Source organism: Pseudomonas kuykendallii (assembly GCF_900106975.1).
Classification (GTDB): Bacteria; Pseudomonadota; Gammaproteobacteria; order Pseudomonadales; family Pseudomonadaceae; genus Pseudomonas_O; species Pseudomonas_O kuykendallii.
In genome coordinates this window covers 235130-254472 of the sequence record NZ_FNNU01000002.1, presented here as the reverse complement: position 1 = coordinate 254472, position 19343 = coordinate 235130, and the positions used below count along the sequence as shown (strand labels likewise).

The following is a 19343-nucleotide window of genomic DNA, read 5'->3' as shown; positions in this document are numbered from 1 at the left end:
GGCGCGAGCCCTGCGAACAGGGCGCGCCGGCGCGGAAAGACACCATGAAAGACTGGCTTGACGAGATCAACTGGAACGCCGACGGCCTGGTCGCCGCCATCGCCCAGGACCACCGTACGGGCCGGGTGCTGATGATGGCCTGGATGAACCGTGAGGCGCTGAGCCTGACCGTCGCGGAAAACCGGGCGATCTACTGGTCGCGATCGCGCAACAAGCTCTGGCGCAAGGGTGAGGACTCCGGCCACGTGCAGAAGCTGCACGAACTGCGCCTGGACTGCGACGCCGACGTGATCATCCTGATGGTCGAGCAGGTCGGCGGCATTGCCTGCCACACCGGGCGCGAAAGCTGCTTCTACCGGGTTTACCAGGAGGGCGACTGGAAGACCGTCGAGGCGCCGCTGAAAGACCCGAAAGCCATCTACGCGGTGGGCCATCACCATGACTGACACGCTCGACCGCCTGGCCGAAGTGCTCGAGGCGCGCAAGGGCGCGTCGGCCGACAGTTCCTACGTCGCCAGTCTGTACCACAAGGGTCTGAACAAGATCCTGGAAAAACTCGGCGAGGAGTCGGTGGAAACCATCCTCGCTGCCAAGGACGCCGCCAGTAGCGGCGACTGCAGCGACCTGATCTACGAAACCGCCGACCTGTGGTTCCATAGCCTGGTCATGCTCGCCGCCCTCGGCCAGCATCCGCAGGCCGTGCTGGACGAACTGGACCGGCGCTTCGGCCTCTCCGGGCATGCCGAAAAGGCCGCCCGCTCCGACTCCCATTAATCACACGAGGTTCTCCATGGGCATTTTCGACTGGAAACACTGGATCGTCATTCTCATTGTCGTAGTACTGGTCTTCGGCACCAAGAAGCTCAAGGGCCTGGGCGCGGATGTCGGCGAATCGATCAAGGGCTTCCGCAAGGCGATGAACGACGACGAGCGCCCGACCGAAGAGCCGAAGGCCTCGACCACGCCGCTCGAGCAGCCGCACACCATCGACGCGCAGGCGCACAAGGTCGAAGAGCCGGCGCGCAAGGATTAATCCATGTTCGGTATCAGCTTCGGCGAACTGCTGCTGATCGCCCTGGTGGCGTTGCTGGTCCTCGGGCCGGAGCGCCTGCCGGGCGCGGCGCGTACCGCCGGCCTTTGGGTGGGCCGGCTCAAGCGCAGCTTCAATGCGATCAAACAGGAAGTGGAGCGCGAAATCGGCGCCGACGAGATTCGCCGGCAGTTGCACAACGAGAACATCCTGTCGCTGGAGCGCGAGATGAAGCGCAGCATCCAGCCGCCGACGAACACCACGCCGGAGCAGCCCAGCGCCGCTTCGCCGGAGACCGTGGAGGCCGCGCTGCATCCCGAGCCGAAGAGCGACGCCCTGTCGCCGCCGGCGGTCGATACCCCCGTCACGCCAGAGCCGCCGCGTAACCCATGAGCGAGATACCGGAACAGGACCAGGAAATGCCCCTGGTTTCGCACCTCACCGAGCTACGCACGCGCCTGCTGCGCTGCGTGGCCGCGGTCTTCCTGATTTTCATCAGCCTGCTGTACTTCTCCAAACAGATCTACGCCTACGCCTCGGAACCGCTGCGGCGCTTTCTCCCCGAAGGCGCGACGATGATCTCCATCGATCCGGCCTCGGCGTTCCTCGCGCCACTGAAGCTGACCATGATCGTCTCGGTGCTGCTGGCGATGCCGATCATCCTCGGGCAGATCTGGGGCTTCATCGCGCCGGGCCTGTACAAGCACGAGAAGCGCATCGCCGTGCCGATGCTGGCGTCGAGCATCGTGCTGTTCTACGCCGGAATGGCCTTCGCCTACTACCTGGTGTTCCCGCTGATGTTCCACTTCTTCATCAGCCAGGCGCCGGAAGGCGTCACCACGATGACCGACGTGAACAGCTACCTGGACTTCCTCACTCTGCTGTTCGCCTTCGGCCTGACCTTCGAGATTCCGGTCGCGGTGGTCCTGCTGACGCTGATCGGCGTCGTCGACGTCGCCTACCTGAAGAAGATCCGCCCTTACGTGATCATCGGCTGCTTCGTGGTCGGGATGATCCTCACCCCACCGGACCCCATGTCGCAGACCCTGCTGGCCGTGCCGATGTGGATGCTCTTCGAGGTCGGCTTGCTGTTCTCGCGCTTCGTGCGCAAGAGCCGCGACGAGCAGGAAGACAGCGAACGCGCCGACCAGCCGCCCGCGCCGCTGCCGTGAACCTGTTGTTGCTGGAAGACGCCGATTTCGTCGCGGCGGACCGGGCGATCCTGCGCGATCGCCGCCTCACCCACCTGCATGACGTGCACCGCGCCGAGGCCGGCGACAGCCTGCGCGTCGGCCGCCTGGGCGGAGCGATGGGCACGGCGCGCCTGCTGCGGCTACAAGCCGACGAAGCGGAACTGCAGGTCGATCTCGACCAGACACCTCCGGCCAAGCTGCCGCTGACCCTGCTGCTCGCCCTGCCGCGCCCGAAGATGCTTCGCCGCGTGCTGCAGACGGTCGCCGCCATGGGCGTTCCGCGCCTGGTCCTGCTGAACAGCTACCGCGTGGAAAAGAGCTTCTGGCAGACGCCCTTCCTCGAGCCTGCCGCGATCCGCGAACAGCTGATTCTCGGTCTGGAACAGGCGCGCGACACGGTGTTGCCGGACGTGAGCATCGAGAAGCGCTTCAAGCCCTTCGTAGAAGATCGACTGGCATCGGTCGCTGCCGACAGCCTCGGTCTGATCGCCCACCCGGGCGACTACCCCGCCTGCCCGCGCGGCGTCGACGCTCCGGTGACGCTGGCGATCGGCCCGGAAGGCGGCTGGATTCCCTATGAAGTCGAGAAGATGATCGCGGCGGGACTGGCGCCCGTGCAGCTCGGCGATCGCATCCTGCGGGTCGAAACCGCCGTCACCGCCCTCCTCGCACGCCTGTACTGAACCCGCGTCCTGCGGATTTCACGGTTCGCCTGTAAAATTGTCCTACACCTCTATAGAGTCGCGACCTGCGGCCGATAAGCGCAGCATCCCGCCCCAGGGAATGGCCTTCTTGTCGTGGAGACACTCGATGGACTGGTTCGACAACCTTAGCGTCAAACTCAAACTCGCTCTGGGCTTCGGCCTGGTGCTGCTGCTTACCCTGCTGATCACCCTTACCGGCTGGTTCAGCCTTGGACAGACCATCGAGCGCGGAGACAAACTGGGCGCGGCCGCGCGCTTCGGCGAAATGACCAAGGACCTGAACGTCTCCCGCCTGCAGTATCTGATCAAGCAGGAGCCCGCTACGGCCGAGCGGCTGCGTGGCCACCTAAAGGACATCGACAAGATCTCCGACGACCTGGGCGCGACCCTCGACCCCGACGACATGGAACTGGTTGGCGAGCAGGACGCCACCAATGACGCCTACCAGAAAGCCATCGAGCTGCTGGGCCAGGCCTACCAGACCCGCGAGGCTGCCCGCGCCAGCCTTGGCAGCAATGCCGATCACGCCGTGCAACTGATCACCGCCCTGAAGCAGCGCGTGCTCGGTGACAGCGCGCTCGACGATGCCACCCGGCTCGCCGAGTTCCGCCTCGTCGCCCAACTGCGCCTCGCTATGCAGCAGGCGCGCTACCAGGTGCGCGGCTACACCTACAGCAACGATCCGAGCGTGCAACAGACCGCGCTCGACGCCGTCGACGCCGCCATCGGCAGCGTCACCCAACTGGGCCAGCAGACCGGCGCGGCAGATGCCAGCCTGGGCGAAATCGCCACCGCACTGCAGGCTTACCGTAATGCCGTCGCGCAGTTCCGGACCGCCAGCGATGCGGCTGCCGCTCAGTTCGCCGCCATGCAGAGCGAGGGTGAGCGCTTCCTGCAGATCGCCCAGCAGCTCTACCAGATCCAGAACGAGAAGCGCACCAGCGAAACCGGGCGCACCCGCGGGCTGCTCGCGATCAGCGCCGCGTTGGCGCTGCTGATCGGCGTGTTCGCCGCGGCGCTGATCACCCGGCAGATTACCCGCCCCCTCAACCTCACCCTGGTCGCGGCGGAACGTATCGCGTCCGGCGACCTAAGCCAGGACATTCAGGTGCGACGCAAAGACGAACTTGGCCAGTTGCAGAAGAGCATGCAGCGCATGACCCTCAACCTGCGCGAGCTGCTCGGGCATATCCGCGACGGCGTCACCCAGATCGCCAGCGCCGCCGAACAGCTGTCCGCGGTCACCGAGCAGACCAGCGCCGGGGTGAACAACCAGAAGAGCGAGACCGACCAGGTCGCCACCGCGATGAACGAGATGGCCGCTACCGTGCAGGAAGTCGCACGCAACGCCGAGGAAGCCTCGCTCGCGGCCAGCAATGCCGATCGCCAGGCCCGCGAGGGCGAAACCGCGGTGAACGACGCGGTGGGGCAGATGGATCGCCTGGCCGCCGAAGTGAGCCGCTCCAACGATGCGGTCGGCCTGCTCAAGCAGGAAAGCGAGCGCATCGGCAGCGTGCTCGACGTGATCAAGTCGGTCGCCGAGCAGACCAACCTACTGGCGCTCAACGCCGCCATCGAGGCCGCCCGTGCCGGGGACGCCGGACGCGGTTTCGCCGTGGTCGCCGACGAAGTACGCGGCCTGGCGCAACGCACGCAGAAATCCACCGAGGAGATAGAGGAGCTGATCGCGGGCCTGCAGAGCGGCACCCAGCGCGCCGCCAGCCTGATGGACAGCAGCCGGGCGCTGACCGAAAGCACGGTCGAGCTGACCCGCAGCGCCGGCAGCCGTCTCGGCGACATCGCCCGGGCGGTGTCGACCATCCAGGCGATGAATCAGCAGATCGCCGCCGCGGCCGAACAGCAGGGCGTGGTCGCCGAGGAGATCAACCGCAGCGTGATCAACGTGCGCGACATCTCCGAGCAGACCGCCTCGTCCAGCGAGGAAACCGCGGCCTCGAGCGTCGAGCTGGCCCGCCTGGGCGCCGAACTGCAACAACGGGTGGCGCGCTTCCGGACCTGATCGCCCCGTCGTCGGCGCCCGCGCGAAGGGCGCCGCACGGGTGGCCGTGACTATGGTCTACTGCGGGTGGAAACCCCAGGAGGCCGACGATATGCGCGTATTGACCATCGACATGCACCGCCTGGAACGCGCACTGGACGATCCGGGCCCCCTCGAGCACTACCTCGATCTGCACAGCGGCCAGTTCATCTCACTGGATGCCGACGACCCCGACGCGCAGACCCTCCACCAGCTGGAAAGCGATCCCGAGCGCTATGCCGGCATCCCGCCGCTGGACACCGCCGACCGCATCGACATGCGCGAGGCATTCCTCTTCGACCTGCACGACCCGCATGCCCATCCGCTGCTGGCGGCGGCCCTGCAGAGCCGCCGGCCGCTGCGCACCTTCGGCTACGAGCTGGAGCAGTTTCCCGCTGCACGCCGAGCCTGGCCGATCTACGAAAAGGCCCGGCTGCACGAGCTGGCGCTGAACTGGCTGATGGAACTGGGACTGGAGCCGGCCGCGGAAACGGCGGCGGATTCGTCCATGCCCGAAGGCATCCGCCGGCGTCTACTGAGGGCCTGAAACCGTCGAGGAACCGGGCGGCGATGCGATCACGCATCGCCGCTTCGGTTTCAGACCGCGGGCTGGGGAAGCCCGTCGGCCTGGAGGGTGCCCGTTGGCGGGTTGGCCGAGGCGGCGGGGAGTTTTTCCCAACCGGCCAGCCAGGGTGCCACGCCGTTGCGCCAGACCTGCGCATGCAGGCGCGACAGCGCGACCGGGTCGCTGAGCAGGAACATCTTGCGTGCACCGTCCAGAGCCTTCGGCCCTTCGCTGAGGGCTCGCTCGATCTGCTGCTGACGCTGCCGCTCGATGATCTCGCTGTGGCCATGTCGAGCGGTTCCCAGCGCACAGGCCAGCGCGTTCAACGAGGGATCGACCACCGCTTTGCGGAAGCCGTCCTTCAACTGGTTGTCGCGGTTGAGCTGGGTGTACTCGTCGGTGGCGCTCAGCTCGCGCGGCGTGTTGCTCTCCTCGGGGATCACGAACAGCTTCGCGCGGCGCGTGGCGATACCCGGACGCGAACGGCTGGAAAGCACCGAGACCGGAATCGACAGCATCAACGACAGCACGATCGGCGACAGCCACCAGAGGAACTGCGGGTTCAGCCAGGCGACCAGCGCCGTCCAGGCGGCGCCGAGCAGCGTCTGCATGCCGTGGCGACGGATCGCTTCGCTCCACGGCGTGGCGTCGTCGTCACGCTGCGGTGAATTCCACTGCACCGACCAGCCGAGGAACGCCGCCGTCACGAAAATCGTGTGGTAGAGCATGCGCACCGGCGCCAGCAGCATGGAGAAGAACATCTCCAGCAGCATCGACACCGTCACCTTGAACTTGCCACCGTACTCCCGCGCGCCCTGGAACCAGATCAGCATCACACTGAGCAGCTTGGGCAGGAACAACATCAGCAGCGTGGTGGAGAACAGCGCGATGGCCTCCTCCGGACGCCAGCGCGGCCACACCGGGAACAGCTGGCCCGGCTGTAGGAAGTACTGCGGCTCGAGCAACTGGTGGATCGCCAGCAGCGCGGTGGACAGCACCAGGAAGAGGAACCACAGCGGCGCCGACAGGTAGGACATCACCCCGGTGAGGAACACCGCGCGGTGCACCGGGTGCATGCCCTTGACCAGGAACAGGCGGAAGTTCATCAGGTTGCCGTGGCACCAGCGGCGGTCGCGCTTGAGCTCGTCCAGCAGGTTCGGCGGCAGTTCCTCGTAGCTGCCGGGCAGGTCGTAGGCGATCCACACGCCCCAGCCGGCACGCCGCATCAGCGCCGCCTCGACGAAGTCGTGGGAGAGGATCGCCCCGGCGAAGGAGCCGGTGCCAGGCAACGGCGCCAGCGCGCAGTGCTCGATGAACGGCTGCATGCGGATGATCGCGTTATGGCCCCAGTAATGCGATTCGCCGAGCTGCCAGAAATGCAGGCCGGCGGTGAACAGCGGGCCGTAGACGCGCGTCGCGTACTGCTGCATGCGCGCATAGAGAGTGTCCATGCCGGACGCCTTGGGCGCGGTCTGGATGATCCCCGCGCGCGGATTGGCCTCCATCAGCTGGGTCAGGCGCACCAGGCATTCGCCACTCATCACGCTGTCGGCGTCGAGCACCACCATGTAGCGGTAGTCGCTGCCCCAGCGGCGGCAGAAGTCGTCGATGTTGCCGCTCTTGCGCTTCACGCGGCGCCGCCGGCGGCGGTAGAAGATGTGGCCGAAGCCCTTCACCTCGCGGCACAGGTCGAGCCAGGCGTTCTGCTCGGCGACGCAGACGTCCGGCTGGTTGCTGTCGCTGAGCACGAAGAAGTCGAAGTGCTCCAGCTGCCCGGTGGCGGCCAGCGATTCGTAGGTTGCGCGAAGACCGGCGAAGACGCGCGGCACGTCCTCGTTGGCGATCGGCATGACCAGCGCGGTACGCGCCTGCGGGTCGATCGGCTCCTCGCCGGTGGAGCTGGCCGAGATGCTGTACTTGTCGCGCCCGGTGAGCAGTTGCAGGAAGCCCATCAGCGCGGTCCAGAAACCTGCCGAGACCCAGCAGCAGAGCAGCGCGAAGAGCAGCAGGATGCTGGTCTGCACGACATAGGGCAGGACCTGGCGGATCGAGGCGAGCCAGCCCTGCTGGAAGACTTCCTGCAGGTCGACCATGCCCCAGCCCTGGTACGGCAGCACCTGCTTCATGTACCAGGTCGCGACCACGGTCTGCGCCAGCATCAGGATCAGCAGGATCATCCGCCGCCAGGCACCGACGGTGCGCCAGTGCGCGTACTCGTCGGCCTCGGCGGGCGGACGCAGGCGCTTGGGCGGCGCGCCGAACAGCTTGCGCCACCCGCGCACCAGCGGGTTGGTCATCCAGGGTTCGGGCAGCATGCGGGTACGCCGCACCGGCGGAGTCGCCTTGAGGCAGACCCGCTGCCCGGCGTCGACGCCGATCACATCGCTGTCGCGCAGATCCGGCCAGGCCAGCTCCAGGCGACGGCCGACCGAGTCCAGCGCGGCTTCGCCGGTGGCGCCGTTCACGCGTCCCCGCGTGGCCAGCCCGCCGAGCAGCACGTCGATGTCGTCCGCAGAGGCAAGATCACCGTCCTCGGCGGACAGTCCCAGATGGTGCCGGTAGGCCTCGGCGGGCGAGGCGCTTTCATGGGGTTTATTCATCGGCGGGCAACTGGTAGCTCCAGGTTTCGCTGAGGGTGCGCTCGCCATCGACCAGCGCGGCACGTATTTCCACCGGCAGCGTCGGGTCCTTGACCTTGAAGCGCAGGGTCAGGCGCCGGCCCTTGGTCACCGCGTTGTAGCGCAGGCTGTTCTCGACCAGCTCGCCGTTGTCGCCGACGCTGACCTGGCTGCTCAGCGGCTCGCCCTCGGGGCGAGCTGCCAGCGCCGGGCCGACGAAGTCGACCAGCAGGGCGATGCTGCCGTCGGCCTGACGGATCAGGTTGGATTGCTTGACGTCGCCGGTGGAGCGGCGGGTCTGGGCGACCCAGGCGCTGTCCTGCGCATGCAGCGCCGGCTCGTTCAGCGTCCAGTGCTGGCGATAGTCCAGTTCCAGCGGCTCGCCGTTCGCGGGCAGTTCCGCCGGGGTCCAGAAGGCGACGATGTTGTCGTTGGTCTCGTCCGGCGTGGGGATTTCCACCAGTTGCACCTGGCCTTTGCCCCAGTCGCCCTTGGGCTCGATCCAGGCACTCGGACGCAGGTCGTAGCGGTCGTCGAGGTCCTCGAAGCGGGCGAACTCGCGGCCGCGCTGGAGCAGGCCGAAGCCTTTGGGATTCTCGACCGAGAAGGCGCTGACGGCGAGGTGCTTCGGATTGTTCAGCGGGCGCCATAGCCACTCGCCGTCACCGGCGTGGATCGCCAGGCCGTCGGAGTCGTGCAGTTCCGGGCGGTAGTTGAGGTGCGGGGATGGCTGGTTGGAGCCGAACAGGTACATCGAGGTCAGCGGCGCCAGGCCGATGCGATTGACGGTGTCGCGCAGGTAGACCCGCGACTTCACGTCGACCACCGCGTCGTCACCCGGACGCAGGATGAAGCGATAGGCGCCGGTGGCACGCGGCGAGTCGAGCAGCGCGTAGATCACCAGATGCTTGTCACCGGCTTTCGGACGCTCGATCCAGAACTCGCGAAAGCGCGGGAATTCTTCGCCGGACGGTAGCGCGGTGTCGATGGCCAGGCCGCGCGCGGACAGGCCGTAGGTCTGGCCCTTGCCGATCACGCGGAAATAGCTGGCACCGAGCAGGGTCATCACTTCGTCCTGCTTGTCCGCGTTGTTGATCGGATAGAGCACGCGGAAGCCGGCGTAGCCCAGGTCCTTCAGCGCTTCCGGGCTGTGATCGAGCTGCAGCGAACCGAAGCTGAAATTGTTCGGGTCGTACTGGATCTCATGGACGCTGGTGGCGGTGACTTCGTTGAGTTTCACCGGGGTGTCGAACTGCATGCCCTGGTGATAGAAGCTCAGCTTGAAGGGGGTATCGCGCTCGGCCCAGAACAGCTTGTCGGAACGGTACTGAATCTGCTGGTAGTCGGCGAACTTGAGGTCGCGCAGCGACTTGGGCAGGTTGTTCTTCGGTGCTTCGTAGGCCTTGTCGGCCAGATTCTTCGCTTCCGTGCCAACGTCGTCGAGGCTGAATGCCTGGACCTGCGCGGCGCCGAAGGCGGTAAACAAGGCAAAACCCAGCAGCATCGGGCGAAGCTTTTCGGGCCAGGAAGCTGCTGCAATGGAATGAGAGACCAACGTAATCCCCTTACTCGTCAGATTGCTTCTATAAGCCGCAAGCTAGACGGCGATGACCCATAAACGACCGCGTGAGTACGCAATGATTCCCCGAAGCCGCCCTGGGCAGCCTCTCGGGGTGTGAATGATGAGGGACGACGAACGGGCTCGGCAAGCGGCTGCACGCCGCTAATCACCGGACGTTGCGCTCCAGTGCGTGGCATCGATTGTTTCCCGCTGCGTTGGCGTATGAAAAATCGGCCGGCGACCCGGTTCCAACCGTTATCTGGGCGCAACCCGCCGCGCCGGCCCTACAGCACTTGGCGCAAAAATGCCTGCGCGCGCGGGTCTTTCGGATGGGCGAAAAACTCCGCCGGAGCGGTGTCCTCGAGCAGCTTGCCGTGATCGAAGAACAGCACCCGGTCCGCCACTTCGCGGGCGAAACCCATCTCGTGGGTCACGCAGACCATGGTCATGCCTTCCAGCGCCAGGGTCTTCATCACATCCAGCACCTCGCCGACCATTTCCGGGTCGAGCGCCGAGGTCGGCTCGTCGAACAGCATCACCTTCGGGTCCATGCACAGCGCCCGGGCGATGGCTACGCGCTGCTGCTGGCCGCCGGAGAGGCGCGACGGATACTCGTTGACCTTCTGCCCGATGCCCACCTTCTCCAGCAACGCCCGCGCCTTGTCCTCGCGCTCGGCCTTGCCGCGCTTGCGCACCACCTTCTGCGCCAGGCAGAGGTTCTCCAGCACGGTCATATGCGGGAACAGGTTGAAATGCTGGAAGACCATGCCGACTTCCCGGCGATAGGCGTTGATGTCGGTCTTCGGGTTGGCCAGGTCGAGCCCGTCGATGCTCACCGAACCGGAATCGATCTCCTCCAGCCCGTTGAGGCAGCGCAGGAAGGTCGACTTGCCGGAGCCGGACGGGCCGATCACCACCAGCACCTCGCCCCTGGCCACGTCGGTGGATACATCGTCGACCGCGCGCACCACGTGGCCGCGGGTGTCGAACACCTTGGTCAGGTCGCGTACTTCAATCACTTTGCGCGAGCCTCCGCTCCAGCTTGTTGGCGATTTGTGACAACGGCAGGTTGATCACCAGATACAGCGCGGCGACGCAGAACCAGATCTCGAAGGTCGAGAACGAAGTGGTGATCGCCTCGCGGCCACTCTTGGTCAGTTCGGTGATGGCGATCACCGAGACCAGCGAGGTGTCCTTGACCAGGCTGATGAACTGCCCGGCCAGCGGTGGCAGCACGCGCTTGAACGCCTGCGGCAGGATGACGTGGCGCATCGCCTGGGCACCATTGAGGCCCAGCGAGCGCGCCGCCTCGCTCTGCCCGCGGGCGATCGACTGCACCCCGGCGCGAACGATCTCGGCGACGTAGGCGCCGGTGAACAGCGCCAGCGCCGCCACCCCGGCGAACTCGCGGGACAGGTTGAGCACAGTGCCGATGAAGAAATAGAAGATGAAGATCTGCACCAGCAGCGGCGTGCCGCGCACCAGTTCGACATAGACGCTGGAAAGATCGCGCAGGGTCGGGTTCGGCGACAGCCTGCAGAGGCCGGTGAACAGGCCGATGACCAGCCCGGCGGCGCCGGCGGCGACGGAAATCCACAGCGTGGTCCACAGCCCCCAGAGCAGCGGACCGGCAGCCCAGTGACGGTTCACGCCCAGGCTGTCGCCTTCGCTGACGTCATCGCCCTCGGCGACCAGCAGGCTGTTGCGGGCGACTTCGACGACCTGCTGCTTGCCACTCTCGGTGGCCAGGGTGACACGGGCTCGGTCGCCGTCTTCGACGACGGACTCGACACGGCCGAAGTCGGCAGCGCGCTGCGCGTCCTCGGCCTGATAAGCGAAATACTGCGGCACACGGTTCCAGCGCCACTCGTAGGAAATCAGCGAGGTGGAATACCAGATACCGGCGGCCAGCCCGACCAGGATCAGAACGGTCAGCAGGTGCCAGGGCCAGAGGGGACGTTTCTTCTTGGTCACGGGATATCTCGGGTACAACGTGGAAGCGGACACATCATAAAAGCGCCGAGGACCGCGCGGGCGGCCCTCGGCGACTCTCACTTATTCCATATCCTTGAGCCAGTCGGTGTTCTTGAACCACTTGGCATGGATGCGATCGTAGGTGCCGTCCTTCTTGGCCTGGGCCAGGAAGTTGTTGATCCAGTTGAGGCTGTCGTAGTCGCCTTTCTTCAGACCGAACGCCAGCGGCTCGTAGGTGAAGGGCTCTTCGATGAACAGCAGCTTGCCGGCGCCGGCCTTGGTGACCGCGACGACGTTGTACGGGGCGTCATAGATGAAGGCATCGGCCTTGCCGTTGACCACGTCCATCACCGCTTCCTGCTCGTTGTCGAAGCCGTTGTACTTGGCCTGGGCGATCAGCTTCTTGGCGACCATTTCGCCGGTGGTGCCGATCTTCGAGGTGATGCGGTACTTCGGATCGTTGAGGTCCTTGTACGACTTCACGTCGTTGGCCAGTTCCTTGCGGATCAGCAGGGTCTGGCCAACCACGATGAAGGGCTCGGAGAAGTTGATCCGCAGGTTGCGTTCCTGGGTCAGGGTCATGCCCGAACCGATCATGTCGAACTTGTCGGTCAGCAGCGCCGGGATGATGCCGTCGTAGCCGGTGGAGACCAGCTCCAGCTTGACGCCCATGGCCTTCGCCATGGCCTTGAGCAGGTCGACTTCGAAGCCGATGATCTCGCCCCGCTTGTTGGTCATCTCGAAGGGCATGTAGGTCGGGTCCATGCCGACGCGCAGGGTGCCGCGCTTGACCACATCGTCGACCATGCCGGCGTGGGCCAGGCCGCTCAGGGCGCAGGCGGATAACAGCAATGACGCGAGAAATCGTTTCATTTCATCTCCAGAAGGGGGCAATTTCCATGGAAGCTCGCCGAGCGGACCGGCCGCTCGCTGGCGGCGCATGCTAACCGCAGGCGCCGCCCAAGGCGAGCCAGGATGAGGCAAGAAAGGAGCCAATCGTCGTGCGACAGATCAGCTTTCGAGCAGGAAAGTCACCGGCCCGTCGTTGACCAGATGCACCTGCATGTCGGCGCCGAAGCGGCCGCTGGCGACACGCGGATGACGGACGCCGGCCTGCGCCAGCAGATGCTCGAACAGCGCACGCCCCTGCTCCGGCGGCGCCGCGCTGGAGAAGCTCGGCCGCAGGCCGCTGCGGTGTCGGCGACCAGGGTGAACTGGGACACCAGCAGCAGGCCGCCGCCGACGTCGCTTAGCGACAGGTTCATCTTGCCGGCGGGGTCGGAGAACACGCGGTAGTTGAGCAGCTTGTGCAGCAGGCGCTCGGCGCTGGCCGCATCGTCGTGCTTTTCGACGCCGATCAGCGCCAGCAGGCCCTGGTCGATCGCGCCGACGGTTTCGCCCTGCACCTCGACGCGTGCACCAAGCACGCGCTGCAACAGTGCCTTCACGCCTCGTCCAGAGGCAGATCGAGCAGGCGCCGGGCCATCGCGTTGGTGGCACGCACCAGCGCATCGATGATGCCCGGCTCGGAGGCGGCGTGGCCGGCTTCGCGGACGATCTGCAGTTCGCTGTTCGGCCAGGCCTGGTGCAGTTCCCAGGCGTTGTCCAGCGGCGTCACCACGTCGTAGCGGCCATGCACGATGACGCCTGGCAGGTGGGCGATCTTCAGCATGTCGCGCAGCAGTTGGTTGGGTTCCAGGTAGGCGTCGTTGACGAAGTAGTGGCACTCGATCCGGGCGATGGACAGCGCGCGTTCGTGGAAACGCTCGACCGTCTGCGGGTTGGGTCGCAGCGTCAGGGTGCGCCCTTCCCAGCAGGCCCAGGCCTTGGCCGCACCCATCTGGGCGATCTGGTCGCTGCCGGTGAGGCGTTTGTAGAACGCCTGGACCAGGTCGCCGCGCTCTTCCTGCGGGATCGGCGCCAGGTAATCCTGCCAGTAATCGGGGAACAGCCGGCTGGCGCCTTCCTGGTAGAACCAGGAAATCTCCTGCGGCCGGCAGAGGAAGATGCCGCGCAGGATCAGCGCGTGCACGCGCTCGGCGTGGGTCTGCGCGTAGGCCAGCGACAGCGTCGAGCCCCAGGAACCGCCGAACAGCACCCACTTGTCGATGCCCAGGTGCTCGCGGATGCGCTCCATGTCGGCCACCAGATCCCAGGTGGTGTTGTTCTCCAGGCTCGCATGCGGCGTAGAACGCCCGCAGCCGCGCTGGTCGAAGGTGACGATGCGGTACAGCCGCGGGTCGAAGAAGCGCCGCGACAGCGAATCGCAACCGGCGCCCGGGCCACCATGCACGAAGAGCACCGGCAGCCCATCCGGCGAGCCGCTTTCGTCGACATAGAGCTGGTGCGTGTCATCCACCGCCAGCTCATGGCGCGCGAAAGGTTTGATCTCCGGATACAACGTTTCCATTGCTGCGCTCCCGTAGTTGACGAAGGACCCCGGCGGGTACTGCCGTGCTGTCTTGGCGGGCATCATAACCATGAATGGCCGAACTCGGGATGACCGTCGGTTCATTTATCTGCCGACCCCGATCCGCGCCATCCAGCCATCAGAAAAGGTAGGGAATGAACATCCGGCTGCGCTGCATGTAGAGGCGGTAGGCCTCGCCGAAATAGGCCAGGCATTCGCTCTCGTCGCAGCGTGCCGCCCGGTGCAGCAGCACGCTGGCGACGCCGGCCAGGAGCAGCGTCAGCGGACCGATCTGCTTGCAGCAGATGCCCCAGGTCAGCAGCAGCAGGGAGCAGTACAGCGGATGGCGGATGAAGCGGTAGATCCCGCCGGTCACCAGTTGCGAGGTTCGCTCGAAGTCGAACAGTTCGGCGTCGCCGCGCCGGCCGCGGTTCGGCCGACCGTAACGCAGCAGTTGGTAGAGGCCGAGGAACAGCACCGCCAGCGAGCCGAACAGCAGGACCCAGGACACCTTCTGATGCAGCGCGAAGCGGTTCTCGAACCACACCGGCGCGTTCACCACGAACAGCGCGAGCATCGCCTCCCAGGCAAAGAAACGGTAGAACCCATGCGAGTTCGGCCGGCGCAGGGCCTGCCACGAGACGCCTGTCAGAACCAGGCTTCCCAGCAGGAACCCCAACCATTGCTGCCACATCATCCCTATTCCTTCTCCCGCCCTGATCGTCCGGGCCCGACACCACGCGGCCGCCGACCCCTCTGTTACACTGCCAGCCCCTTCGCTGCGACCGCAAGCAATGGACCGCGATCAACTGCACACGCTGCTGCCGCATCAGGGTGAAGCCCTCTGGCTGGATCGCCTGATCGAGCACGACCCCGCGCGCATCATCGGCCTCACCGCCTGGCATCACCTCGCCGCGTTCGGCGAAGAGGCCTCGCCCTGCCTGCTGTTCGAAGCCGCCGCGCAGCTGTGTGCGGCGCATGGTGCCCTATATGGCGCCGACGATTCCATCGAGATGGCGCTGGTCGGCAAGCTCTCGCACCTCCTCCTGCACCACGAACCGCAACGCCGCGACGGCGCCCTGCAGGTCAGCGCGACGCAGGAGGCCCTGAGCCCGGCCGGTGCGCTGTACGCCTTCGCCGTGCATGCCGAGGGGCGCCTGCTGCTGGACGGCAAACTGCTGCTGGTGCTGGTCCATGCTTGAACTGGAAGGGCTCGGCTTTTGCTATCCGGGCGCCGAGTCGGCGGCGCTGGAGAACATCCACCTGCAGCTCGAAGCGGGCCAGTGCCTGGGGCTGCTCGGCAGCAATGGCGCCGGCAAGACCACCCTGCTCTCGCTGATCAGCGGCGTGCTGCAGCCGCAACAGGGCGAGATTCGCTGGCGCGGCCCGCGTCGCCTGGCCCTGGTGCCGCAGCAACTGGCGTTCTACGCCGGCCTGAAGGTGCGCGAGAACCTCGAGCTGTTCGCCGACCTCTACCGCCTGCGCGGCGCCGAACGCCGCGACCTGATGGAACGCTGCATCGCCAGCACGGCGCTGGAAGACAAGCTGTCGCGCCGCGCCGAGCGACTCTCCGGCGGCGAGCAGCGCCGTCTTAACTTCGCCATCGGACTGCTGCAGCCGGCCGCGCTGTACCTCTTCGACGAAGCCACCGTGGGTGTCGACGCGCGCAGCCGCCAGTTGCTCCTGGGCGCCGTGGAGGCGCTCACCGCCAGCGGCAAGGCGGTGATCTACACCAGTCACTACCTCGAGGAAGTCGAGCGCGTGGCGCAACGCATCTTCCTGCTGCACGAAGGCCGCGTGCGCCTCGATGTGGACAAGCGGGAGTTGCTCGGCGATGAACACGGCCTGTTGCTGGAGTGGCCCCGACAGGCTCCGCCCGGCCTGGATGAGCTGCTGGCCGGGTTGCAGCTGACGGCGGAGACGATCCCCAACGGAATCCGCATCGCCGCGCTGGACGGCCATCAGCTCCGCGCCATCAGCGACTTCATCGCCAGGCAGGACGAGTTGCCCAGCCTGCTGCGCTTCGGCCGCCCGTCGCTCGAGCAGCTGTACCTGCGCCTCAACGGAGGAAGGCTGTGAGACTGCGCGCCCTGGTGCGCAAGGAAGGGCTGCTGCTGGCCCGCGACCCGCATGCGCTGGCCGTGCTGTTCATCATGCCGGCACTGTTCCTGCTGCTGATGGCGTTCGCCATGTCCAGCTACCTGCAGGACCGCCCGCCGCCGCTCAGCCTGGTGCTGGAGGCGCCGCAGGCCAGCGACTCGAGCCGGTTCTTCGCCGACGCCCTGCAGGCGCAGCTGCCCGACAGCCGCCTGCTCGCCGACAGCCCTGAGGCGCTGAGCCGGGTGATCCTCCCGGCGGACTTCGACAGCACATTGCTGGATACGCCGCACAAGGGGCCGACGCTGAGCTTCCCGGCGCGGGTCGACAGCCTGTCGCGCCAGCGCGTGCGCGGCGCGGTGACCATCGCCCTGGCGCAGACCCGCCTGCTCGCCTACCTGCAGGACAGCGGCGCGCTGGACGGCGACCTGACGCCGGCGCAGCGCCTGCAGCGGGTTCAAGAGCGCACGCAAAGCGCGATCGAGGAACAGGACCAGTTGCTCAGTGGCGAACTCAGCGGCCGCGCCAACGCCACCCAGCTGAGCGTGCCGGCCTGGCTGATCTTCGGCATGTTCTTCGTGGTGCTGCCGATGGCGGGCGGATTCCAGCGCGAACAGCAGAGCGGCACCCTGCTGCGATTTCGCGGCCTCGGCCTGAGCCTCGCCACGCTGGCCCTGAGCAAACTGCTGCCCTACCTGGCGATCAACCTGCTGCAGTTCGCCCTGCTTCTCGCCCTCGGCCACTACGGGCTGCCGCTGCTCGGCCTGCCCGCGCTGAGCCTGCCCGGCAGCCCGCTGGCCTACGCCCTGCTGGCGCTGAGCATCGGGCTTGCCACCGGAAGCCTCGGGCTGTTGCTGGCGGCCCTGGCGCGCAGCGCGGAACAGGCGCTGTTGCTTGGCGGCGGGCTGAATATAATCCTCGCCGCGCTCGGCGGGATCATGGTCCCGAAGAGCGTGATGCCCGCCGCGATGGCCCGCCTGGCCGAGCTTTCGCCGATGAGCTGGGCGCTGGACGCCTTCCTGACCCTGCTGGTGGGCCACGGCTCGCTGGCCGACGTTACCCCCTACTGCGCGCGCCTGCTGCTCTTCGCCCTGGTGCTGGGCGCTGGCGGGTTGTTCCTGTTCCGTAAACGAGTGCAGCAAACGCAATGGACAACACACAACTAGAAGAACAGCTCAAACGTCTGCTGATCGTCGAATGCGACAAGGAAGACGACATCGACTGGCAGAGCATCACCGACGACGAGCCGCTGTTCGGCCAGAAAAGCCGGGTGCAGATGGACAGCCTCGACGCCCTGCAGGTCTCCCTGGCGCTCCAGCAGCACTACAACGTGCGCATCGAAGGCGCCAAGGACGGTAGGCGCATCCTCAACAGCATCGCCAGCATCGCCGCCTTCATCAGGCAGCAGCAGTGACGCCGGTCTACCTGCAGCGCGGTGCCCTGCACTGCGCGCTGGGAGACGACCTGGCCACCGCCAGCCGGGCCCTGCGTGAAGGGCAGCGGGCGCCTGGCCGTGAGTTCGTGCTGCATGACGTGCAGGAGCCGCGCACCTACCTGAATGTGCCGGCGAACGAGGAAAGCCTCGACGCGCGCCTGAATCGTCTGCTGGGCGAAACCCTCGGCGCCGATCGCGGCAGGCTGGACGACTGCCTGCTGATTGTCGCCAGCACCGCGCTGGATATCGTCGAGCTGGAAACCCTGGCGGCGGAGCGCGGCGGGTTCGTGCCAAACGATTCCACCTCGCTGGATCGGCTTGCCGGGCAGTTGCGCGAGCGCTGGGGGTTCGCCGAGGCCTACACCCTGAACACCGCCTGCACCAGCGCCGCCAATGGCCTGCTGTACGGCGCCCGGCAGCTGGCCGCCGGGCCTCTTGCCCGGGTCCTGGTGCTGGCCTTCGAAACGCCGAGTGCCGTGGCGATGCAGGGCTTTGGCGCCCTCAACCTACTGAGCCCCAGCGGCCGCTACCGTCCATTTCACCCCGAACGCGACGGCCTGGTGCTGGGCGAAACCTACTGCGCCGCCCTGCTCGGGCTGGAACCCGGCAGCGCGCCCCTGGCCCGCCTGCTCGGCGGCTTCAGCGCCTGCGACACCACCAGCCTGACCACCACCCGCGAAGACGGCAGCCACATCGACTGGGTGATGCGAAAGGCCCTGGCCAGCGCCGGGCGCGATGCCGGCGATATCGCCCTGATCAAGCTGCACGGCACCGCCACCCACGCCAACGACCATGCCGAAACCAACGGCATGCTCAGCCTCTATCCCGAGCGCATGCCGGCGCTGTGCGTGCTCAAACCCTGGCTCGGCCACACCCTCGGCGCCTGCGGCCTGAGCGAAACCCTGCTGCTGATGCACGCCCTGCAACAGGGGCCTCTGCCGGGGCTGGACTACGCCACCGAGGCCAGCCTGCCGCTGAGCGGCCAGCCCCTTCAGCTGGCCGATGACGCCCTGGTGCTGGCCAACTTCTTCGGTTTTGGCGGCAACAACGCCAGCCTGGTGCTGCAAGGCTGCGGGGGTGAGCAATGACGGTCATCGCCGCCAGCGAAATCCACGGCCTGGCCACGACCGGCGACAAGGACCTGAAAGCCGCGCTGAGCCGGTACCTGAGCAACCCGCCGCGGCGCATCGACCGGCTGATCTTTCAGGCGCTGCTGGGCGGTGCGTTGATCAAGGCAGACATCCGCAGCGACTGCGGCCTGTACCTCGCCTCCCACCACCCCGCCCGGCCGACCATGATCGCCCTGCTGGAAGCGGTGTGCGTGCAGCGCAAGCAGCCCAAGCCGTTCGAGTTCGTCAATAGCGTCAGCAATGCCGCCGGCTTTCATGTGGCGCAGCAGTTGGGGCTGGAAGGACCGAACCTGTTCATCGGCGCCGGGGCGAAGGTGTGGTCGCAGCTGTCGAATCTGGCGCGGCTGGATCTGCAGGATGGGGTGGTGAGCCAGGCGCTGCTCCTGGTCGTGGACGAGCGCGGGGATTTTTGTGTGCGGGGGGTGTTGCTGGAGGGGCGCGATGTTCCGGCCGGCGATAGCTTCGAAGCGTTGACGGCGGGTGTCGAGGTGCAACGCCTCGAGCTCGTCGCCACGTTCTGAACCGCTACCCTCTCCCCCGCCCTCTCCCGCAAGCGGGAGAGGGGTTAGGGGTGAGGGCCAGCCAACG

Annotated in this window: 21 protein-coding genes and 2 pseudogenes; 15 read left to right on the top strand and 8 right to left on the bottom strand. The window is 66.6% G+C overall.

What is annotated here, in order from left to right:
• The first annotated feature begins 44 nt into the window (after positions 1-44).
• The 9 genes and pseudogenes from hisI to BLV15_RS06365 all read left to right on the top strand — a co-directional run bounded on the left by hisI (position 45) and on the right by BLV15_RS06365 (position 5512).
• Positions 45-446, top strand: a complete 402-nt coding sequence (gene hisI / locus BLV15_RS06400; RefSeq protein WP_090225645.1) for a phosphoribosyl-AMP cyclohydrolase — start codon at positions 45-47, stop codon at positions 444-446.
• A complete protein-coding gene (locus BLV15_RS06395) occupies positions 439-774 on the top strand; it encodes a phosphoribosyl-ATP diphosphatase (RefSeq protein ID WP_090225642.1) in 336 nt (111 codons plus the stop codon). The genes hisI and BLV15_RS06395 overlap by 8 nt, the downstream gene beginning before the upstream one ends.
• Positions 775-790: 16 nt before the next feature.
• Positions 791-1033: a twin-arginine translocase TatA/TatE family subunit gene (locus BLV15_RS06390; protein WP_090225641.1), complete on the top strand. Its 243-nt coding sequence runs from the start codon at positions 791-793 to the stop codon at positions 1031-1033.
• 3 nt (positions 1034-1036) lie between these two features.
• Positions 1037-1423: a Sec-independent protein translocase protein TatB gene (gene tatB, locus BLV15_RS06385; protein WP_090225639.1), complete on the top strand. Its 387-nt coding sequence runs from the start codon at positions 1037-1039 to the stop codon at positions 1421-1423.
• The gene (gene tatC, locus BLV15_RS06380; protein ID WP_090225638.1) at positions 1420-2202 is read left to right on the top strand and encodes a twin-arginine translocase subunit TatC; all 783 of its coding nucleotides are present in this window, start codon (positions 1420-1422) and stop codon (positions 2200-2202) included. The genes tatB and tatC overlap by 4 nt, the downstream gene beginning before the upstream one ends.
• Entirely contained in the window at positions 2199-2906 is a 708-nt protein-coding gene (locus BLV15_RS06375; RefSeq protein WP_090225636.1) for a 16S rRNA (uracil(1498)-N(3))-methyltransferase, read from the top strand. Before tatC ends, BLV15_RS06375 begins: the two co-directional genes overlap by 4 nt.
• Before the next feature lie 100 nt (positions 2907-3006).
• Positions 3007-4044, top strand: a pseudogene (locus BLV15_RS22475) (methyl-accepting chemotaxis protein); the annotation flags it as partial.
• Positions 4045-4074: 30 nt separating this feature from the next.
• The gene (locus BLV15_RS22470) at positions 4075-4947 is read left to right on the top strand and encodes a methyl-accepting chemotaxis protein (protein ID WP_407072476.1); all 873 of its coding nucleotides are present in this window, start codon (positions 4075-4077) and stop codon (positions 4945-4947) included.
• A 91-nt stretch (positions 4948-5038) separates the two neighbouring features.
• Positions 5039-5512, top strand: coding sequence for a UPF0158 family protein (locus BLV15_RS06365; RefSeq protein ID WP_090225633.1), 474 nt, complete (start codon positions 5039-5041; stop codon positions 5510-5512).
• A gap of 50 nt (positions 5513-5562) precedes the next feature.
• Here the strand turns inward: BLV15_RS06365 and mdoH are convergent, their stop codons facing one another.
• From mdoH to BLV15_RS06325, 8 genes and pseudogenes are all read right to left on the bottom strand, one after another.
• The gene (gene mdoH / locus BLV15_RS06360) at positions 5563-8130 is read right to left on the bottom strand and encodes a glucans biosynthesis glucosyltransferase MdoH (RefSeq protein ID WP_090225632.1); all 2568 of its coding nucleotides are present in this window, start codon (positions 8128-8130) and stop codon (positions 5563-5565) included.
• Positions 8123-9652, bottom strand: a complete 1530-nt coding sequence (locus tag BLV15_RS06355; RefSeq protein WP_090225630.1) for a glucan biosynthesis protein G — start codon at positions 9650-9652, stop codon at positions 8123-8125. Before BLV15_RS06355 ends, mdoH begins: the two co-directional genes overlap by 8 nt.
• A 341-nt stretch (positions 9653-9993) precedes the next feature.
• A complete protein-coding gene (locus tag BLV15_RS06350; protein WP_090225629.1) occupies positions 9994-10728 on the bottom strand; it encodes an amino acid ABC transporter ATP-binding protein in 735 nt (244 codons plus the stop codon).
• Complete coding sequence (locus BLV15_RS06345) at positions 10721-11683, bottom strand: amino acid ABC transporter permease (protein WP_090225627.1); 963 nt, start codon at positions 11681-11683, stop codon at positions 10721-10723. The genes BLV15_RS06350 and BLV15_RS06345 overlap by 8 nt, the downstream gene beginning before the upstream one ends.
• A gap of 81 nt (positions 11684-11764) precedes the next feature.
• Positions 11765-12556: a transporter substrate-binding domain-containing protein gene (locus BLV15_RS06340; RefSeq protein ID WP_090225625.1), complete on the bottom strand. Its 792-nt coding sequence runs from the start codon at positions 12554-12556 to the stop codon at positions 11765-11767.
• 138 nt (positions 12557-12694) lie between these two features.
• Positions 12695-13131, bottom strand: a pseudogene (gene dtd / locus BLV15_RS06335) (D-aminoacyl-tRNA deacylase).
• On the bottom strand, positions 13128-14093 hold the full coding sequence (gene pip, locus BLV15_RS06330; RefSeq protein ID WP_090225624.1) for a prolyl aminopeptidase: 966 nt from the start codon (positions 14091-14093) through the stop codon (positions 13128-13130). The pseudogene dtd and the gene pip overlap by 4 nt, the downstream one beginning before the upstream one ends.
• A 139-nt stretch (positions 14094-14232) precedes the next feature.
• Positions 14233-14790, bottom strand: coding sequence for a methyltransferase family protein (locus BLV15_RS06325; protein ID WP_090225623.1), 558 nt, complete (start codon positions 14788-14790; stop codon positions 14233-14235).
• Between the two features lie 97 nt (positions 14791-14887).
• Between BLV15_RS06325 and BLV15_RS06320 the strand changes: the two genes are divergently transcribed.
• From BLV15_RS06320 to BLV15_RS06295, 6 genes are read left to right on the top strand one after another with little or no spacing between them, the layout of a single operon-like run.
• Positions 14888-15295, top strand: coding sequence for a hotdog family protein (locus tag BLV15_RS06320; RefSeq protein ID WP_090225622.1), 408 nt, complete (start codon positions 14888-14890; stop codon positions 15293-15295).
• The gene (locus BLV15_RS06315; protein ID WP_090225620.1) at positions 15288-16172 is read left to right on the top strand and encodes an ABC transporter ATP-binding protein; all 885 of its coding nucleotides are present in this window, start codon (positions 15288-15290) and stop codon (positions 16170-16172) included. The genes BLV15_RS06320 and BLV15_RS06315 overlap by 8 nt, the downstream gene beginning before the upstream one ends.
• The gene (locus BLV15_RS06310; RefSeq protein WP_090225619.1) at positions 16169-17356 is read left to right on the top strand and encodes an ABC transporter permease; all 1188 of its coding nucleotides are present in this window, start codon (positions 16169-16171) and stop codon (positions 17354-17356) included. The genes BLV15_RS06315 and BLV15_RS06310 overlap by 4 nt, the downstream gene beginning before the upstream one ends.
• On the top strand, positions 17338-17604 hold the full coding sequence (locus BLV15_RS06305; protein WP_090225617.1) for an acyl carrier protein: 267 nt from the start codon (positions 17338-17340) through the stop codon (positions 17602-17604). The genes BLV15_RS06310 and BLV15_RS06305 overlap by 19 nt, the downstream gene beginning before the upstream one ends.
• Positions 17601-18713, top strand: a complete 1113-nt coding sequence (locus tag BLV15_RS06300) for a beta-ketoacyl synthase N-terminal-like domain-containing protein (RefSeq protein WP_090225615.1) — start codon at positions 17601-17603, stop codon at positions 18711-18713. The genes BLV15_RS06305 and BLV15_RS06300 overlap by 4 nt, the downstream gene beginning before the upstream one ends.
• Positions 18710-19276 carry a hypothetical protein gene (locus tag BLV15_RS06295; protein WP_090225613.1) on the top strand — a complete coding sequence of 189 codons (567 nt, stop codon included), beginning with the start codon at positions 18710-18712 and terminating at the stop codon, positions 19274-19276. The genes BLV15_RS06300 and BLV15_RS06295 overlap by 4 nt, the downstream gene beginning before the upstream one ends.
• The last annotated feature ends 67 nt before the right edge of the window (positions 19277-19343 follow it).

Bases quoted from the DNA above. Each gene is read 5' to 3' on its own strand.
- hisI (WP_090225645.1), top strand. From the start codon at position 45: ATGAAAGACTGGCTTGACGAGATCAACTGGAACGCCGACGGCCTGGTC.
- BLV15_RS06395 (WP_090225642.1), top strand. From the start codon at position 439: ATGACTGACACGCTCGACCGCCTGGCCGAAGTGCTCGAGGCGCGCAAG.
- BLV15_RS06390 (WP_090225641.1), top strand. From the start codon at position 791: ATGGGCATTTTCGACTGGAAACACTGGATCGTCATTCTCATTGTCGTA.
- tatB (WP_090225639.1), top strand. From the start codon at position 1,037: ATGTTCGGTATCAGCTTCGGCGAACTGCTGCTGATCGCCCTGGTGGCG.
- tatC (WP_090225638.1), top strand. From the start codon at position 1,420: ATGAGCGAGATACCGGAACAGGACCAGGAAATGCCCCTGGTTTCGCAC.
- BLV15_RS22470 (WP_407072476.1), top strand. From the start codon at position 4,075: ATGCAGCGCATGACCCTCAACCTGCGCGAGCTGCTCGGGCATATCCGC.
- BLV15_RS06365 (WP_090225633.1), top strand. From the start codon at position 5,039: ATGCGCGTATTGACCATCGACATGCACCGCCTGGAACGCGCACTGGAC.
- mdoH (WP_090225632.1), bottom strand. From the start codon at position 8,130: ATGAATAAACCCCATGAAAGCGCCTCGCCCGCCGAGGCCTACCGGCAC.
- BLV15_RS06355 (WP_090225630.1), bottom strand. From the start codon at position 9,652: ATGCTGCTGGGTTTTGCCTTGTTTACCGCCTTCGGCGCCGCGCAGGTC.
- BLV15_RS06340 (WP_090225625.1), bottom strand. From the start codon at position 12,556: ATGAAACGATTTCTCGCGTCATTGCTGTTATCCGCCTGCGCCCTGAGC.
- pip (WP_090225624.1), bottom strand. From the start codon at position 14,093: ATGGAAACGTTGTATCCGGAGATCAAACCTTTCGCGCGCCATGAGCTG.
- BLV15_RS06325 (WP_090225623.1), bottom strand. From the start codon at position 14,790: ATGATGTGGCAGCAATGGTTGGGGTTCCTGCTGGGAAGCCTGGTTCTG.
- BLV15_RS06320 (WP_090225622.1), top strand. From the start codon at position 14,888: ATGGACCGCGATCAACTGCACACGCTGCTGCCGCATCAGGGTGAAGCC.
- BLV15_RS06315 (WP_090225620.1), top strand. From the start codon at position 15,288: ATGCTTGAACTGGAAGGGCTCGGCTTTTGCTATCCGGGCGCCGAGTCG.
- BLV15_RS06305 (WP_090225617.1), top strand. From the start codon at position 17,338: ATGGACAACACACAACTAGAAGAACAGCTCAAACGTCTGCTGATCGTC.
- BLV15_RS06295 (WP_090225613.1), top strand. From the start codon at position 18,710: ATGACGGTCATCGCCGCCAGCGAAATCCACGGCCTGGCCACGACCGGC.